Below are 16,281 nucleotides of genomic sequence, written 5' to 3' on the forward strand. Positions count from 1 at the left end.
CGAAAAAAAAGTAGCTATTTTTTTATTGACATTAGATATAACTTTTTGTATTATACTTACATAAGGTAAGTTATTTACTTTCGAATTATAAATCTCACATTAAAGATAAAATGTGTAAAAGGGAGAGAATACAATGACAAAAGTATTATTTATTACAGCAAATCCAAATTCAGCAGAAGGTTCTTTCGGAATGGCAGTAGGGGAAGCTTTCATCGAAGCTTACAAAAATGAGCATCCACAAGATGAAGTGGTAACAATTGATTTATTCAACACTACAGTACCAGCAATCGATGCAGATGTATTTGCTGCTTGGGGTAAATTTGCAGCAGGTGAAGGCTTTGAAACTTTAACTGAAGTTCAACAACAAAAAGTAGCAGCAATGAACACAAACCTAGAAACATTTATGCATGCAGATCGTTATGTATTCGTAACTCCAATGTGGAACTTTAGCTACCCACCAGTAGTAAAAGCATACTTAGACAACTTAGCAATCGCAGGTAAAACATTCAAGTATACTGAAAATGGGCCAGTTGGCTTATTAGAAGGCAAAAAAGCACTTCACATTCAAGCAACAGGTGGCGTTTATTCTGAAGGAGCATACGCAGCTGTAGACTTCGGCCGCAATCACTTGAAAACAGTATTAGGATTCATTGGTGTAAATGAAACTGAATATATTGCAGTTGAAGGTATGAATGCAAACCCTGAAAAAGCACAAGAAATTAAAGAAGCAGCAATTGCTAATGCTCGTGAATTAGCAAAACGTTTCTAATATATAATACTTAAAAAAGTCCAAACACTTGCTGTTTGGACTTTTTTTCTTCTTTTTCCTTCGTTTGTCTAGTATAATGAAGGTCGGAATGATAATAGGTGGGGGTTCTGTATGATTCAAACGTTTTTTAAAATCTTTTATTTAATTTTAATCGTAATTGCGATTACACCGAGAATGTGGCGTCTGAAAAGACAAGTAAATACGATGTCGCCACAAGAAAAAGATAATGCTGTGTATAAAACGACAAATTGGTTTGGTAAGAAAATGGTACGAGTAGCCGGTGGGGCAGTTGAAGTAAAGGGACTTGAAAATGTTCCAAAAGATAAACCAGTACTAGTTGTAAGTAATCACCAGAGTAATATGGATATCCCTGTTTTACTAGGTTACTTAAATAAACCAATTGGATTCGTTTCAAAAGCAGAGATTAAGAAGTTCCCGGTTGTACCAACTTGGATGGAACTTATGAATTGTGTATTTATGGATCGTAGCGATCGTCGTCAATCACTTCAAGCGATTAAAGATGGAATCGAGCTATTAAAGAATGGACATTCTATCGTAATCTTCCCAGAAGGGACGAGAAGTAAAGGTGGCGAAATCGGAGAGTTTAAGGCTGGAAGTTTTCATCTTGCAGTAAAATCTGGTGTAGCAATTTTACCTGTAACATTAGATGGAACATATAAAATGTTTGAAGCGAATGGAAACCGTATGAAACGAGCTCATGCAACAGTAACAATTTCTAAGCCGATTACACCTGAAGAGTATGCGAATATGGATATTAAAGAGTTAACGAAGCATACACAAGATATTATCGCATCACAATTACATAAATAATAAAAAAGGTTTCAGCTTATATAAGCTGAAACCTTTTTTATTATGCTGTTGGTAAGACATAAAAGAGTACGCAGAAAAACATCATCGCACTACCACCTAAAACGAAAAGATGCCAAATGGCATGGTTGAAAGGTAACTTTTCCCAAAGGAAGAATATAGCCCCTACAGAATATAAAATTCCACCCGCTAACAGTAGTGAAAAACCGTGCCCAGTTAGATTTTCATAAAGTGGTTTAATAGCAACGATTATGAGCCATCCCATAATGATATAACATAACGTTGAGGCCTTAATGAAGCGACGTACAAAGAAAATTTTAAAGATGATACCTCCGATTGCGAGTGTCCATATAATAGCAAGTAACGTCCAGCCTAATGGTCCACGAAGTGTAATAAGTAAAAAAGGAGTATATGTGCCTGCGATTAATAAATAAATGGCTGAGTGATCTAATATAGTAAATAATTTTTCTACTTTTGGATGGTGAATGCTATGTAACAATGTCGAAAACAAGTACAGTAAGAACATGCTTACACCATAAACCGTAAATGCAACAACAGCAGATGCAGTACCATGCTTAGAGGCATGAATAATCAATATGATTAAGGCTGGGATGCTTAAAATGGCACCGATACCATGTGTGATTGCATTTGCAATTTCTTCTTTCACAAATTGCGTCATTCGTGTCATTTTTTCAGTCATAATGGTAATCCTTTCTACTATCATAAAATAATATGTCGTTTCCCTTACCATATCATACACAAGAGCAATAGAAAATGAAATTTGTATAATTGATTATATTTTTGAATTTTTTTGACAAAAGGTAATGGTTTTGTTGACGTTTTCAAACTTTTTTGACAAAATAAAATTATGCAATAGTAGGACAAGGAATCTACTAATAAAGGGGATGGAGAAATGTTTTCAAATATTGGCTTTCCAGGATTAATTTTAATTTTAGTAGCTGTACTTATTTTATTTGGGCCGAAAAAATTGCCGGAAATCGGAAAGGCTTTAGGGGAAACGTTAAAAGAATTCAAAAAATCAACGAAAGAATTGACTGACGATGCATTTCAAGAGAAGGAAAAGAAAGAAAAAATGTAATGATTTTTCCTTGTAATGGATAAATAAAGTGTGGTGAACGAGATGGAAGATCGGGAAATGAGTGTAGTAGAACATATAGTTGAGCTTCGCAAACGAGTAATATATACAGTGTTATCCTTTGTACTATTTTTAATTGTTGGATTTACTTTTACGAAGGATATTTATTTTTGGCTTGTAAAAGATTTACCAATGAAATTAACTGTTCTCGGTCCAAGTGATGTATTATGGATTTTTTTCTCGATTGCTACAGTATTTGCTATCGTTTGTACAATTCCTTTTGCTGCTATACAAATTTGGTTATTTGTAAAACCAGGTTTACATCCAAATGAACAAAAGATGACAGTAATGTATATACCGGTATTGTCTATATTATTTATTGCAGGTTTATGCTTTGGATATTTCGTTGTAATGCCGTTTTTATTTCATTTTTTAACTACGATAGGTAATGAAATGTTTAATACAATGTTTACGACAGAAAAGTATTTTCATTTTGTTCTTAATTTAACAGTTCCATTTGCTGTAATTTTTGAATTGCCTGTAGTAGTAATGTTTTTAACGAGTATTGGACTATTGACGGCGGAACTTCTAATAAAAATAAGAAGGTATGCTTACGTAGCATTGATTATCATTGCGTCGTGTATATCACCGCCAGATTTTTTATCTCATAGTTTAGTTGCGGTACCGCTTATTTGTATTTATGAAATTAGTATTGCTTTATCAAAGATTGTTAGTAAGCGAAAAAAGAAAAGAGAAGAAGAAATTCAGTCGAAAAGTGCCTCGTTATAAAGGCACTTTTTTTATTTATTTGTTATACTCTAGCTATAAACGTATACAATATAGAGAAGAAAAAAAATATAGAATCTCCAAAATTTAGACAAACTTTGCGCTTTTATAAGTTTATACTAAATATATTAAGCAATATACGGATAACGAGTCCGCGTCTTATTAGAAATTTAGGATGAGGGATGGATTAGGTGGAGATGAATAGAGTATAAATCTTCTAACCATAAGGACTACAGAGATTGTCTAAGGATACTTTTGTATTCATGGGAGTCGCCACTTTAAACAACGTGTTACAAGCGTAAAGTAGAAGAAGTTCAAAAATCCAATGAAAAAGAGGATTGATATTGTGATTACGAAAAGTTTTTATTTCACTCATTCAACAGGGGATTGTATTAAAATATTTGAAATCCCTGTCCTACAGGCACAGCATCCATTATCGTTTCTAATTCAGTCTCGTCTTCAATTATTTATTGCAAAAATTCAAAAACAAAAACACCCAAGATTTTCGTATTCTTTCCGTGAATATTTACAAAATTGTTTGAAGTGGAATGATTATTTAAATGTATATAAAACAAATACTCTTGAAAAAAATGCATGATATAGAGTGTGGACAGGGTTAGGAGCTCTGTCTTTTTTATTTTAGGTATGAAAATATAATTAATTTGATGAAATTTCGTTCCAAATTGTTGAAAGCAATGGGAATACTAGTATAATAACAAGGAGAGCGTATTGGAAAGGGAAGAATATAATATGCAAAAAATTAAAATTGTAACAGATTCAACGGCAGATTTATCACAAGAGGTAATTGAGAAGTATGACATTCATGTTCTACCATTATCAATCTCTGTAAATGGACAAACATATTTAGATCGCGTTGATCTACAACCAGATGAATTTATTGAAGAAATGATTAAATCAGAGGAACTACCAAAAACATCACAACCGGCAATGGGTACATTTGTAGAAATGTATGACAAGTTAGGGGCAGATGGAAGTGAAGTACTTTCCATTCATATGACAAGTGGAATGAGTGGTACTGTAGCAACTGCAAATAGTGCTGCATCAATGACCGACACAAAAGTAACAGTTGTTGATTCGCAATTTATTACACATGCTTTAGCATATCAAGTAGTTGAAGCTGCGAAAATGGCAAATGAAGGACGCTCACTAGAAGAAATTTTAAAACGTGTAGATGAAGTAAGAAAGAATACTCGTTTATATGTAGTAGTAGATACATTAGAAAACTTAGTGAAGGGTGGGCGTATCGGTAAAGGAAAAGCGTTTATCGGTTCGCTACTTAATATAAAGCCAATTGCTAGTCTTGAAGATGGTGTTTATAACCCTGTAACGAAAGTACGTAGCCAAGGTCAAATTGTAAAAACGTTAGCTAAGTTATTTGAGGAAGATACGGCTGGAAAAGTTGTAAAAGCTGTGGCAATTCCACATGCGAAAGCAATTCCTTTAGCTGAAAATGTAAAAGCGGCTGTAGAAAAAGTAAGTGGATTTGCTAAATCAGAAATTTTCTTTACAACGCCTATTATTAGTACTCATACAGGTCCGGGTGCAATCGGATTTATGTATTTAGCAGAGTAATAAAAAAGCTACTTGAAATAAATTTCAAGTAGCTTTTTTTATACCTCTATTTACGGGCGATTGGTTAAGTAGGAGATGAAGAACTCCCGCTTATTAAAGTTTCACTTTATGTGAATAGAAAGTAAGAAATAAGAAGGGCTATACAGGCGCTACCACTAATAATATAGCGAGTCTGTAAATATTCATTCATAAAAAACACCTACTGATTATAGTTTCACTTTATGATTTTCTATAGTATATGTTGAATATAGAAAATAAGTAGTTATGTTATACTTGTAACGTTTTAATTTTTTCATTTGTTTGCTTATTATTTGTTACGCTATTATAAGTGAAAGTTTGACCTAAAAAGAGTACATGCAGTTGTTCCCACGGTAACATACGTAAATTCCAATTATTTCGAAGTTTTGTTATTGCCTCGCGGGGAGTTTCATCGGCTAGTGCAAAAGCTCCGTAGTGCATTGGTATAAAGTGTGTAGCATTTAAATCTAAATAAGCTTGCACTGCTTCTTCAGGTGAAACGTGAGATATTTTCATAAACCATTCTGGTTCATATGCTCCAATTGGCATAAGGGCAATATCAATTGAAAAACGTTTGCCAATTTCTTTGAACCCTTTAAAATAGCCACTGTCTCCACAAAAGTAAATGGTTTCTTCCGTTGTTTCATTATTAATAATCCACCCACCCCAGTGAGATGTATTCATGTCAAATAATGATCTTCTCGTCCAGTGCTGAGCAGGGACGAAGTGAAAGGAAACATCATTAATCGTTGTGTTCTCCCACCAATTATACTCTTCTACGTTAGTAAATTTTTTGCGAGTAAATAATTTTTTTAGCCCAATTGGTACAAGGTATAGTACATCATCATTTAGCTGGCGAAGCGTTGAAAAGTCTAAATGATCATAATGACCGTGCGAAATGAGGACAATATCAATTTTAGGTAGTTCTTGTATAGAAAGTCCAGGTTCAGTAAGCCTCGGAACTAATTTTAATTTAGTAGCCCATACTGGATCTGTTAATATGTTTAGTCCGTTCGTTTGAATAAGGAATGTAGAATGACCAATCCAAGTTACAGTCGTTTTTTCAAAGTTGTTTTGTAGGAATTTACTTTGTTTAACAGGTGATTGTTCTACTAAAAAAGAAAAGTCCTTTTTATTTTGTTTTCGCTCTTTTCGCCAACGTATAAAGGAACGAATTGATTTTTTTGTGCTCACATTATCCATGTTTTCATAACGTTTTGTCATGAACATCACCTCATTTAAAATCGTTGTAATTGTATTGTACCGAAATGTTGTTAAGGAATACAGTGTATAACATGGATAAATGTTTAAAGAATTGTTAAAAAATAGAAAGATGTATTTACAAAAGTAACAATACAATGGATTTTACAACTTTTACTTAGAGAAATAATAGTAAAAAAATATAGTTTGTCTAGTAATTCGCTTGAAATAAAGAAGTAACGTACGTAAATTCGTACGATTTCGTGAACAAATGTAGTAAACAATTTTCTCGTAGTGTTAACTTTTGTTATGATAAACATAACCTATTTAAATTTAGGATAGAGAAAAGAGGTTTATAAATGAAGCGTTATCAAAAAATAATTGGTCTTATGGTTGTATTTTGTCTCTTTGTACTTGCTGGATGTAGTGGATCAGGTTCAAAGCTTCGTAAACCATTAAATTGGGATTTAGAAACGTTCCAATTTACAAATCAAGATGGAAAGCCATTTGGTACAAAAGATTTAAAAGGGAAAGTTTGGGTTGCAGATTTTATGTTCACAAACTGCCAAACTGTTTGCCCGCCAATGACTGCTAATATGGCAAAACTGCAAAAGATGGCAAAAGAAGAGAAATTAGACGTTCAGTTTGTCTCGTTTAGTGTAGATCCAGACCTTGATAAGCCGGAGAATTTGAAGGCTTTCATTCAAAAGTTTACAGAGGATACTAGTAACTGGAATTTATTAACAGGTTATTCGTTAGAGGATATTACGAAGTTTTCAAAAGATAATTTCCAATCACTTGTAGATAAACCTGAGAATGGTCAAGTTATACATGGCACATCATTTTATTTAATTGATCAAAACGGAAAAGTAATGAAAAAGTATAATGGTATTAGCAATACGCCGTATGAAGACATTATACGTGATATGAAGCGATTAGCGGATTAAAAAGAAGGGTGCAATTAAAGCACCCTTCTTTTTTTACATTAGTCTATGGATAAAATGTCATGTTGCTGTGGAAGTTTCGGTGCCCGAATTTCTAATACGCCGTTTTGATAAGAAGCTTTCGCCGCTTTTTTATTAATTGAATACGGCAACTTAATTAATCTTGATGCTTCTGAAATGGAACGTTCTCGGCGATAATAGTTATGGGATGTTTGCTCTTCTTCTTCCAGTATCTCTTCTTTTACAGAGACTTTTAAGTATTCACTTTGTATTTCAATTTGAATTTGTTCTTTTTGTATACCTGGTAGTTCAGCTGTAACAACGAGTTCTTCTCCAACTTCGTATAAATCTACAGGGAATGTTAATAAACGGTTTCCTTTTTGGAAAAAATGATTTAAATCAGCAATTACATTGCGAAGTGGCGTTTGCTCAAAGAAATCATCAATTTGCTTTAAATAATTGCGAACCGGTGGGCGAGAAGAGTCTTTTTTTTCTTCACTCATGGTATTCCCTCCTAGAAATCAATTTGCAATATCATATGACAAAAGCGGAGAAAGGTGATTGCCTAATTTTCATGTTTTCATAAAAAAATGTTAAAAATGTGAAATGGAGTGATTTTTTTATAGTTTTTGGTCGCCATATTCAGTTGATTATGCTAGTATAAATAGGGTTGATATAGTAGTATAGAGACAGAATGAAAACTGAAAGAGGGTAAGAAGTATGTGTGGTTTTGTAGGATGTTTATGTGAAAACCCTAGAGAGTTTTCAGAAACAGAAAAACATCAATTTGAAAATATGAACACGATGATTTTCCACCGTGGTCCAGATGACGAAGGATATTTTCGTGATGAACATGTACAATTTGGCTTCCGCCGTTTAAGTATCATTGACTTAGAGGCAGGACATCAGCCGCTAACTTATGAAAATGATCGATATGTAATTATTTTTAATGGTGAAATTTACAACTATGTAGAATTACGTGAAATGTTACTTGAAAAAGGTGCAACGTTTGCAACGCAATCTGATACAGAAGTTATCATTGCATTGTATGCACATATGAAAGAAAAATGTGTAGACTATCTTCGTGGTATGTTTGCATTTATGATTTGGGATCGTGAAGAGAAGAAACTTTTCGGTGCACGTGATCATTTCGGTATTAAACCTTTATACATTGCACAACAAGGTGATACTACATTCTTCGCGTCTGAGAAGAAAAGTATTATGCATGTGATGGAAGATAAAGGCGTTAATCCAACGTCGCTACAACATTACTTTACGTACCAATATGGTCCAGAGCCAGAAACATTAACAATTGATGTTAATAAAATCGAACCTGGTCATTATTTCGTAAAAGAAATCGGTAAAGAGATGGAAATCCATCGCTACTGGAAACCTTATTTCAATGCTTCAAGTGCAACGAAAGAGGAGCATATCCAAGCAATTCGTGATGTGTTATATGATTCAGTAAAAGTGCATATGCGCAGTGATGTACCAGTAGGCTCATTCTTATCTGGTGGTATCGATTCATCTATCATCGCTTCTATCGCAAGAGAAATGAATCCAAATCTTTTAACATTCTCTGTTGGTTTTGAGCAACGTGGTTTCAGTGAAGTTGATGTTGCGAAAGAAACTGCTGAGAAATTAGGCGTTAAAAACCATAACGTATTCATTTCAGCGAAAGAGTTTATGGATGAGTTCCCAAAAATCATTTGGCATATGGATGATCCTTTAGCAGATCCAGCAGCTGTACCATTGTACTTCGTTGCAAAAGAAGCACGTAAGCATGTAACAGTTGTTCTTTCAGGCGAAGGTGCAGACGAGCTATTTGGTGGTTATAACATTTATCGTGAGCCAAATTCACTAAAAATGTTCTCTTACATTCCTAGCCCAGGTAAGAGCGTTCTAAAAGCATTAAGTGGTGCTCTTAAAGAAGGTTTTAAAGGTAAGAGCTTCTTAGAGCGTGGATGTACGCCAATTGAAGAGCGTTACTATGGAAACGCGAAAATCTTCCGTGAAGAAGAAAAAGCTGAATTAATGAAGTATTACAATGAAAGTGTTAACTATATGGATATCACGAAACCATTGTATAACGAAATTAAAGATTATGATGATGTAAGCAAAATGCAGTACATTGACATGTTCACATGGTTACGCGGTGACATTTTATTAAAAGCTGATAAAATGACAATGGCAAACTCATTAGAACTTCGTGTACCGTTCTTAGATAAAGAAGTATTTGATGTTGCGTCTAAAATTCCAACTGAATTTAAGATTGCTAACGGAACTACGAAAGCTATTTTACGTGAAGCAGCACGCGGAATCGTTCCAGATCACGTATTAGATCGTAAAAAACTTGGATTCCCAGTACCAATTCGTCACTGGTTAAAAGATGAAATGCATGATTGGGCTATTAATATTATAAACGAGAGTAAAACAGAGCATTTAATCGACAAACAGTATGTATTAAACTTACTGGAAGCACATTGTGCGGATAAAGGCGATTATAGCCGTAAAATTTGGACTGTACTTGCGTTTATGGTATGGCATCAAATTTATGTTGAGCATAAATACGATACGAATAAGTTCCACGAAGAAACGAAACGTGCGTATAGCTTAGTTTAATTAGAAAAACCTTAAGATCGCATATGGTCTTAAGGTTTTTTTCATAAATAGGACGTATTATTGATACAATAATAGTAAAAGGATGGACAACATATGATTACGTTTGAAAAAGTAACTGTAGAAAATGAAAGCGTTGTTAAAGAAATGTTTCGCTCACATAGTTTAACTGAGAATCAAGTACAGTATTGTTTGAAAGTTGATGATACATATATTGGCGTAATAGACTATAGTGTACAAGAGGAGAGTGCAGTTTTATCTCAGTTAATTATTCACTTTGATTATCAAAGTTACGGTTATGGGACAAATACGTATTTTACATTTGAAACGATGATGAAAGAAAGAAATGTGAAAGAGATAAAGGTATTACAAACGGAATTAACAGAACAAGCTAAATCCTTCATAGAGAGTTTTGGATTTAATGTGGAAGATGGAATATATGTGAAGAAAATATAGCGATGATTTGTTATGTGAGATAAATATAAGGCAGGTGGATGTATGACGATGACCTCTGGTCTTGTATTAATTGGAGGGTGTTTTTTAGTAGCAGAGCTAATTCATATATTTATTCGAAAAAGAATGAATAAGAAGAGAAAGCCATATGAATTACAATATGCTCCAGTGTTTTTCCTTTTATTTAGTATGCTTATTACATTACAAAACATAACGAACTTCCCACCACTTTTAAATGTTTTTTTAAAATTTGGTTTGCTGTATAGTAGCACTGGAATAGCCCTTTTATTTCTTTTATTTTGCATACGTTATATTCACTATCAATCGTATATATTTATTTTAAATTGGTTAAAGCAAAATGATAGAAACCGCCTTACATGAACTGTACCCTATAAAATGGACAGTTTAATAAAAAAGCCCTGAAAAATCAAGCACTTAAAAGGTGGTTCCGATATTCAATCGGAGCCATCTTTTTTAATGTCCACTGATAACGATTACAATTATACTCCTTCATATATTCCCTTATGTTGAGCTCGAGGGATTCAAAGGTTTGACAATCTTTATAATCTAATTCATCTTTCATATGACCAAAAAAGGATTCCATTGGTGCATTGTCTAAACAATTGCCCCTACGGGACATAGATTGTCTGATTCCCATTTCCCTTACGCGTTTCTGAAATTCAGGGTGTGTGTAATGAATACCTTGGTCTGAATGTAGAAGCGCTTCAGAATGGATGCTTTCTCCTAATCTCTCTTTCAAGTTATTTAATGTTTGATAGACGATATCCATTTGTAAAGAAGAGGAGACATGATAGGCTAAAATTTCTCGTGTTGTGCTGTCTTTTACACATGATAAATAAGCCTTCTTTCCTTTTCCATAAAATAAATAGGTAATATCCGTTAACATACTTTTTTCAGGCTCTTCTTGATTGAATTGGCGTTTTAAAAGGTTCGGACATGTTTTATGTTCTTGTGTCGCCTTTGCGATGTGTTTATAAGGATTCGCTCGGCGAATCTTTGTCACAAGATTATATTTACGCATAATACGGTAAATAGGTTTGAGGTTCATACAAATTCCTTTTGTCTTTTCCAACACCATTTTGATAGAACGACCACCACATGTTTTCCTTTTTCGATTGAAAATTTCTTGGATCCATTCATAATCTGTTTCATCATTGCGTTCTTTTTCTAGATGTTTCTCTGTCTGATGAAGCCACGCATAGTATCCACTCCGACTTACCCCAGCCAGTGTGCAAAGATAACGCACCATACGTGGCAATTGGAATCGACGTATGGTTTGTTCAATCAGTGTGTATGTTTCTCGTGGTGTTAACGCTTCTTCTGTAACGCCTGCCTTTCGAGTTCTTCTAACTTTTTTAGGAATGTCAATTCCGCTTCTAAGAACGCAATACGCGCTTCCGCTTTCTTTAATTTTTCATCGGAAGAGAGAGGTTTTTCCGAAGGACGTCCCGTGCTTCCTTTCCCGCGGCGTTCTGTATAAAATCCTTCTTCACCAAATTGTTCAAAGGTTCTTCGCCAACGTTTCAAGCATTGTTTTGGTTTCTCCTCACCAATCACAGCTAAGTCAAACCCATTCTCTAAAAAGATTTGGCTAGGACCTTTTCCTTGTTGATTTTCTTTTACCGCTCTTACTTTGAAATCTGGACAATAGCTAATCGAACGTTCCGACGCTTTTACTACATTTTTATTTTTTTCCAGCTGCTTCATTTGAATCTCATTAAAAATAATTTTACTCATTCTCCGTACCTCATTTCTATCGTTGGTTCCATTATAACGAGGTTTTTTGATAAAAATACACAAAAACCCCGAATCATGGGGCTTTTTTTAAGTGTCCATGATTCGGGGTACAGTTCAACATAAGGCGGTTTTTTTATTTGTAATTGTAATGGATTTGTATATAAAGCTCAAAATTCCATTAAAATTTATAGAAATGATTAGAGGATTTAACATATAATCTGTTTTTAGTATGTGGTACTATATATTCTTAATCTGTAACGTAAGTAGGTGTATAAATTTGAAATGTTAATCAACTAGTCTATCTTAATTGCTGGCAAATAGCAGAAGTTGTTTTTAGGAGGTATCGTTTTTTATGGTTAATATTGATAGGTTATTTCTTGAATGGATGACAAGTTTGGAGGGAAGTGTACTTACAACATTTTTTAAACTTGTATCTAGTATTGCAAATGAAACGTTGTATTTAGTTATTATTTCGATTTTATATTGGTGCGTTTCTAAAAGAAAAGCATTTCATATGATTGTTATGCTTTGTTTATATAGATATATAGGTAAAGGAATGTATGAAAATCCCACGACCGTATACATACGACGGAATTCAAGCTTTATATGAAAAATCAGCCGCAGGTTATTCGTTCCCCAGTACACACGTGCAGTTAGCGACAACATTTTGGAGCTCATTCATGATTTTATGTAAAAAGAGAATGATTTGGATCATTGGTATTGTTTTTATTATATTGCTTGCTACTTCTCGTCTATATTTACGTGTACATTGGCTCAGTGATATAATAGGGGCCGTTATAATTAGTGTCATAATTGTTTGTGTATATACGAAAGTAACAGTAGGATTAAGTGATAAGAAATTTATATTATTACAACGAGTTGTATTGGCTGTTTCACTTATAATGTATTTTATGACAGAACAAATAGATTATTTGAAATTTTTAGGAGTTTTGACAGGTTCTACGATTGGTATCATGTTAGAGTATCATTTTATTAAAATGAACGAAAATAATAATTTGAAAATACAAGTGGCAAAAACAGCATTAGGTCTTAGTTTCATGTTAATGATGCAACTCATATTAAAAAAAGTAATACCTGATATGTATTATTTACGTTATGTATTGACTGGAATTACAATTACGTTCTTTTGTCCGTTTATTTTTCATATGTTACGGTTAAAAAATATGAGTAGAAACAAGTAAGAGTTTGAATAAAAATGAGGTATGAGGTCCGCATTATATATATTGAAAAAGTTTTCTGATATATATATTGACAATGTATGAGATATACATTACTCTTTAAAATGTAAATGATAATCAATTTCAGCTAGGAGGACTTATGACACGCACTAAAAATATTCTTATACTTTGCGTTATGTTACTAATGGTTATAATCGCAGGGTGCGGTAAAGAAGAAGAGAAGAAAGATAAAGATATATCGGCTAAAGCAAAAGATTCATATACGATTAAACATGCAATGGGCGAAACGACAGTAAATGGTACGCCAAAAAGAGTTGTTGTTTTAACAAATGAGGGTGCTGAGGCACTTTTAACTGTTGGAATAACGCCAGTTGGAACGACAAAACCACGAGCTGGTGATGAATGGTATCCTCATTTAGCAAAAGAGCTAAAAGATACGAAAGTAGTAGGAACTGAGCGTGACATTAATTTAGAGGCGGTAATGAAGCTTCAGCCGGATTTAATCATCGGAAATAAAATGCGTCACGAAAAAATATATGAGCAGTTAAAAGAAATCGCGCCAACTGTATATGCTGAAACGTTGCGCGGTGATTGGAAAGAAAATTTTACCCTTTATACAAAAGCTGTAAATAAAGAAAAAGAGGGACAAAATGCTCTTAATGACTATAAAAAGCGTATTACATCAATAAAAGAACAATTAGGAGATAAAATTAACTCTAAAGTTTCCATTATTCGCTTCGTCCCAGGTGATGTTCGTATTTATCAAAAAAATTCATTCTCAGGCGTTGTATTACATGACATTGGATTTAAACGACCACCACTACAAGATAAAGATGAATTTGCGATAAAAGGAATTACAAAAGAGCAAATTCCAAATATGGATGGGGATTATTTATTTTATTTCACATCTGATAAAGATGCAGATAAAAATAATGAAGGAAACACGTTAGCGAAAGAATGGACAGAAGATCCACTCTTTAAGCAGTTACAGGCTTCTAAAGATAATAAAGTATTCCAAGTAGACGAAGTGATTTGGAATACAGCAGGTGGTATTGTAGCTGCAAACCTTATGTTAGATGATATTGAAAAATATTTTCTAAAGTAAAGGCATGGCCGAGTACATCACTTTAAATGGGTGATGTACTTTTTTATTCAGAAAAAATACAGAAAATTCCTTCTTTTGAGTGTCAATAAGTTGTACAATTATACCAATCATGGAATAAAGGAGTGGGAATAAATGAAAGCTACTCATAAAGATTGGATTTTATTTAACGGAAGAATTGTAAATACGAAGGAAGAACAGCCGATGATTCCATTAGAGGAGAGAGGCTTTCAATTTGGTGATGGTATATACGAGGTATTTAGACTATATGATGGGAAGCCACATTTATTAGATTTACATTTAGAACGATTCTTTAATTCTATGGAAGAAATTAAACTAATTCCACCGTTTACTAAGGAGGAGTTAGTAGAAGAGTTACATGAAATGATTGAAAAAAATCAATTTCAAGAGGATGGGAATGTATATTTGCAAATATCAAGAGGTGCTCAAGCGCGTAATCATGTATATGAGTCCAATATGCAAGCAACATATTTTGCAAATATTGTTTCGTTTCCAAGACCAATTGCTGCTATGGAACGAGGAATAAAAGTTACTGTAGAAGAGGATATACGCTGGAAGTTCTGTCATATAAAATCTTTAAACCTGTTACCAAATATTATGATTAAAAATAAAATAAACGAACAGGGCTATCAAGAAGCGATATTAGTACGAGATGGAATTGTAACGGAAGGTTGTCATTCAAATTTCTTTATGGTGAAAAATAATAAATTGATTACGCATCCGGCTGACAATTTCATTCTACATGGCATTACACGTCACTACGTTATTACATTAGCGAAAGAATTACATATTGAAGTAGAAGAACGAGAATTTTCACTACAAGAAGTATATGAGGCTGATGAGTGCTTCTTCACAGCGACACCACTTGAAATATTCCCAGTCGTTCAAATAGGTGATGAACAGTTTGGAGCCGGCGAAAGAGGACCGATTACAAAGAAACTTCAAGTTGCATATGAAGAAAGTATTCGTTTGTTTAAAGTTACGAACTAATATTGAAGAAAAAAGCTGGTATTCCTCCAGCTTTTTTTCATGATATAATTCAAGCATAGGACAAGATTTGAAAACGTTGTAAAAAGGGGATTTAATGTATGAATTATGAAGATTTAAAGGAAGTAATTCACGGTAGACGAAGTGTTAGAAAGTTCACGGAACAAGAAGTTTCCACTAGTGATATAAAAGAGATTATTGATTGTGCGCGTTATGCACCAAGTGATACAAACTCACAAACTTGGGAGTTCTTGGTCATTATGAACCGAGAGAAAATTAAAGAAATTGAACAAATGACATGGGATGCATTACATAAACTTGCGGCAAAAGCGGCAGAAAACGGAGAAGAGAAAGCGGGGAAATTACTTACACGTTCTTTTGGACCATATGCAACAGCTTTCTCGGATGCACCAGTATTAATCGTGTGTTTGGCGACACAATATGAATCAAAATTTCGACAAAAGATATTTGATCCAATTGCTTTTGTTCCAGATTCAGTTTGGGAAGAAGAAGGAATTAAGAGTAGCTGTTTAGCGGCACAAAACTTAATGTTGGCTGCACATGCGAAAGGGCTTGGCACTTGTCCAATGACAGGACCGGTATTGTTAGCTCAAAACGAACTACGACAATATTTGCAAATTGAGTCTGAAAAACAAATAAATATGGTTATTTCACTCGGTTTTCCGAAAGATAAGCCGAAGAAACTTCCAAGAAAAGAAGTAGATGAGATTACAACATTTGTTTTTTAAAACTTAAAATAAAAAGACATTGAATGAACAATGTCTTTTTATTTTGGACAGGTATGTAATGAATCTATTGGGCTAAAATGATAGATAAGCGGGAATTACTATTTATTTCATAAAAAAATTAATGTTCTATTAAGGAAAGTATGATACATTAATCCTGGG

General features: G+C 33.7%; 17 protein-coding genes and 1 pseudogene. 14 read left to right on the forward strand and 4 right to left on the reverse strand.

Annotated elements, in window-relative coordinates; all coding sequences use genetic code 11:
• Positions 1-133 precede the first annotated feature (133 nt).
• Entirely contained in the window at positions 134-769 is a 636-nt protein-coding gene (locus tag AAG068_RS10775; RefSeq protein ID WP_283791093.1) for an FMN-dependent NADH-azoreductase, read from the forward strand.
• A gap of 111 nt (positions 770-880) precedes the next feature.
• Complete coding sequence (locus AAG068_RS10780; RefSeq protein ID WP_342719263.1) at positions 881-1,600, forward strand: lysophospholipid acyltransferase family protein; 720 nt, start codon at positions 881-883, stop codon at positions 1,598-1,600.
• 40 nt (positions 1,601-1,640) lie between these two features.
• Here the strand turns inward: AAG068_RS10780 and trhA are convergent, their stop codons facing one another.
• Positions 1,641-2,297 carry a PAQR family membrane homeostasis protein TrhA gene (trhA, locus tag AAG068_RS10785; protein WP_000136894.1) on the reverse strand — a complete coding sequence of 219 codons (657 nt, stop codon included), beginning with the start codon at positions 2,295-2,297 and terminating at the stop codon, positions 1,641-1,643.
• 213 nt (positions 2,298-2,510) lie between these two features.
• On the opposite strand from trhA, the gene AAG068_RS10790 reads away from it, so the two are divergent.
• The 4 genes from AAG068_RS10790 to AAG068_RS10805 all read left to right on the forward strand — a co-directional run bounded on the left by AAG068_RS10790 (position 2,511) and on the right by AAG068_RS10805 (position 5,072).
• Complete coding sequence (locus tag AAG068_RS10790; RefSeq protein ID WP_000492443.1) at positions 2,511-2,696, forward strand: twin-arginine translocase TatA/TatE family subunit; 186 nt, start codon at positions 2,511-2,513, stop codon at positions 2,694-2,696.
• 42 nt (positions 2,697-2,738) lie between these two features.
• Entirely contained in the window at positions 2,739-3,482 is a 744-nt protein-coding gene (tatC, locus tag AAG068_RS10795) for a twin-arginine translocase subunit TatC (RefSeq protein ID WP_098670200.1), read from the forward strand.
• A gap of 343 nt (positions 3,483-3,825) precedes the next feature.
• On the forward strand, positions 3,826-4,077 hold the full coding sequence (locus tag AAG068_RS10800; protein ID WP_000629012.1) for a DUF2535 family protein: 252 nt from the start codon (positions 3,826-3,828) through the stop codon (positions 4,075-4,077).
• Between the two features lie 152 nt (positions 4,078-4,229).
• Positions 4,230-5,072 (forward strand): DegV family protein, encoded by an 843-nt coding sequence (locus tag AAG068_RS10805; protein ID WP_342719266.1) that lies wholly within the window; start codon positions 4,230-4,232, stop codon positions 5,070-5,072.
• Positions 5,073-5,339: 267 nt separating this feature from the next.
• Here AAG068_RS10805 and AAG068_RS10810 read toward each other — a convergent pair whose 3' ends face one another.
• Positions 5,340-6,314, reverse strand: a complete 975-nt coding sequence (locus tag AAG068_RS10810; RefSeq protein WP_342719267.1) for an MBL fold metallo-hydrolase — start codon at positions 6,312-6,314, stop codon at positions 5,340-5,342.
• A 335-nt stretch (positions 6,315-6,649) separates the two neighbouring features.
• On the opposite strand from AAG068_RS10810, the gene AAG068_RS10815 reads away from it, so the two are divergent.
• Positions 6,650-7,237, forward strand: coding sequence for an SCO family protein (locus AAG068_RS10815; protein ID WP_078418580.1), 588 nt, complete (start codon positions 6,650-6,652; stop codon positions 7,235-7,237).
• Positions 7,238-7,275: 38 nt separating this feature from the next.
• On the opposite strand, the gene AAG068_RS10820 is transcribed toward AAG068_RS10815, so the two are convergent.
• Positions 7,276-7,737, reverse strand: a complete 462-nt coding sequence (locus AAG068_RS10820) for an Hsp20/alpha crystallin family protein (protein WP_001288087.1) — start codon at positions 7,735-7,737, stop codon at positions 7,276-7,278.
• A 217-nt stretch (positions 7,738-7,954) separates the two neighbouring features.
• Here AAG068_RS10820 and asnB point away from each other — a divergent pair, with 217 nt between their 5' ends.
• The 3 genes from asnB to AAG068_RS10835 all read left to right on the forward strand — a co-directional run bounded on the left by asnB (position 7,955) and on the right by AAG068_RS10835 (position 10,687).
• The gene (gene asnB, locus AAG068_RS10825) at positions 7,955-9,856 is read left to right on the forward strand and encodes an asparagine synthase (glutamine-hydrolyzing) (protein WP_000333816.1); all 1,902 of its coding nucleotides are present in this window, start codon (positions 7,955-7,957) and stop codon (positions 9,854-9,856) included.
• Positions 9,857-9,949: 93 nt separating this feature from the next.
• Complete coding sequence (locus AAG068_RS10830; RefSeq protein WP_342719268.1) at positions 9,950-10,309, forward strand: GNAT family N-acetyltransferase; 360 nt, start codon at positions 9,950-9,952, stop codon at positions 10,307-10,309.
• Positions 10,310-10,357: 48 nt separating this feature from the next.
• Positions 10,358-10,687 carry a hypothetical protein gene (locus tag AAG068_RS10835; RefSeq protein WP_342719742.1) on the forward strand — a complete coding sequence of 110 codons (330 nt, stop codon included), beginning with the start codon at positions 10,358-10,360 and terminating at the stop codon, positions 10,685-10,687.
• A gap of 46 nt (positions 10,688-10,733) precedes the next feature.
• Here AAG068_RS10835 and AAG068_RS10840 read toward each other — a convergent pair.
• Positions 10,734-12,064 (reverse strand): IS3 family transposase gene (locus AAG068_RS10840; protein ID WP_342719269.1). Its coding sequence is split into 2 segments (ribosomal slippage): positions 10,734-11,677 and positions 11,677-12,064, totalling 1,332 coding nucleotides; the frame shifts between segments, so codons are not numbered across the junction.
• Positions 12,065-12,416: 352 nt separating this feature from the next.
• On the opposite strand from AAG068_RS10840, the pseudogene AAG068_RS10845 reads away from it, so the two are divergent.
• From AAG068_RS10845 to AAG068_RS10860, 4 genes and pseudogenes are all read left to right on the forward strand, one after another.
• Positions 12,417-13,266, forward strand: a pseudogene (locus tag AAG068_RS10845) (phosphatase PAP2 family protein).
• 136 nt (positions 13,267-13,402) lie between these two features.
• Positions 13,403-14,368: an ABC transporter substrate-binding protein gene (locus AAG068_RS10850; protein ID WP_342719270.1), complete on the forward strand. Its 966-nt coding sequence runs from the start codon at positions 13,403-13,405 to the stop codon at positions 14,366-14,368.
• A 132-nt stretch (positions 14,369-14,500) separates the two neighbouring features.
• A complete protein-coding gene (dat, locus tag AAG068_RS10855; RefSeq protein WP_342719271.1) occupies positions 14,501-15,376 on the forward strand; it encodes a D-amino-acid transaminase in 876 nt (291 codons plus the stop codon).
• A 98-nt stretch (positions 15,377-15,474) separates the two neighbouring features.
• Positions 15,475-16,122, forward strand: a complete 648-nt coding sequence (locus tag AAG068_RS10860; RefSeq protein WP_342719272.1) for a nitroreductase family protein — start codon at positions 15,475-15,477, stop codon at positions 16,120-16,122.
• Positions 16,123-16,281: the final 159 nt, after the last annotated feature.

The sequence above is a fragment of the Bacillus paramycoides genome (assembly GCF_038971285.1).
Lineage (GTDB): Bacteria > Bacillota > Bacilli > Bacillales > Bacillaceae_G > Bacillus_A.

What these genes read in the sequence shown, in the direction of transcription:
- AAG068_RS10775 (WP_283791093.1), top strand. Translation starts at nt 134, where the DNA reads ATGACAAAAGTATTATTTATTACAGCAAATCCAAATTCAGCAGAAGGT.
- AAG068_RS10780 (WP_342719263.1), top strand. Translation starts at nt 881, where the DNA reads ATGATTCAAACGTTTTTTAAAATCTTTTATTTAATTTTAATCGTAATT.
- trhA (WP_000136894.1), bottom strand. Translation starts at nt 2,297, where the DNA reads ATGACTGAAAAAATGACACGAATGACGCAATTTGTGAAAGAAGAAATT.
- AAG068_RS10790 (WP_000492443.1), top strand. Translation starts at nt 2,511, where the DNA reads ATGTTTTCAAATATTGGCTTTCCAGGATTAATTTTAATTTTAGTAGCT.
- tatC (WP_098670200.1), top strand. Translation starts at nt 2,739, where the DNA reads ATGGAAGATCGGGAAATGAGTGTAGTAGAACATATAGTTGAGCTTCGC.
- AAG068_RS10805 (WP_342719266.1), top strand. Translation starts at nt 4,230, where the DNA reads ATGCAAAAAATTAAAATTGTAACAGATTCAACGGCAGATTTATCACAA.
- AAG068_RS10810 (WP_342719267.1), bottom strand. Translation starts at nt 6,314, where the DNA reads ATGACAAAACGTTATGAAAACATGGATAATGTGAGCACAAAAAAATCA.
- AAG068_RS10815 (WP_078418580.1), top strand. Translation starts at nt 6,650, where the DNA reads ATGAAGCGTTATCAAAAAATAATTGGTCTTATGGTTGTATTTTGTCTC.
- AAG068_RS10820 (WP_001288087.1), bottom strand. Translation starts at nt 7,737, where the DNA reads ATGAGTGAAGAAAAAAAAGACTCTTCTCGCCCACCGGTTCGCAATTAT.
- asnB (WP_000333816.1), top strand. Translation starts at nt 7,955, where the DNA reads ATGTGTGGTTTTGTAGGATGTTTATGTGAAAACCCTAGAGAGTTTTCA.
- AAG068_RS10830 (WP_342719268.1), top strand. Translation starts at nt 9,950, where the DNA reads ATGATTACGTTTGAAAAAGTAACTGTAGAAAATGAAAGCGTTGTTAAA.
- AAG068_RS10835 (WP_342719742.1), top strand. Translation starts at nt 10,358, where the DNA reads ATGACCTCTGGTCTTGTATTAATTGGAGGGTGTTTTTTAGTAGCAGAG.
- AAG068_RS10850 (WP_342719270.1), top strand. Translation starts at nt 13,403, where the DNA reads ATGACACGCACTAAAAATATTCTTATACTTTGCGTTATGTTACTAATG.
- dat (WP_342719271.1), top strand. Translation starts at nt 14,501, where the DNA reads ATGAAAGCTACTCATAAAGATTGGATTTTATTTAACGGAAGAATTGTA.
- AAG068_RS10860 (WP_342719272.1), top strand. Translation starts at nt 15,475, where the DNA reads ATGAATTATGAAGATTTAAAGGAAGTAATTCACGGTAGACGAAGTGTT.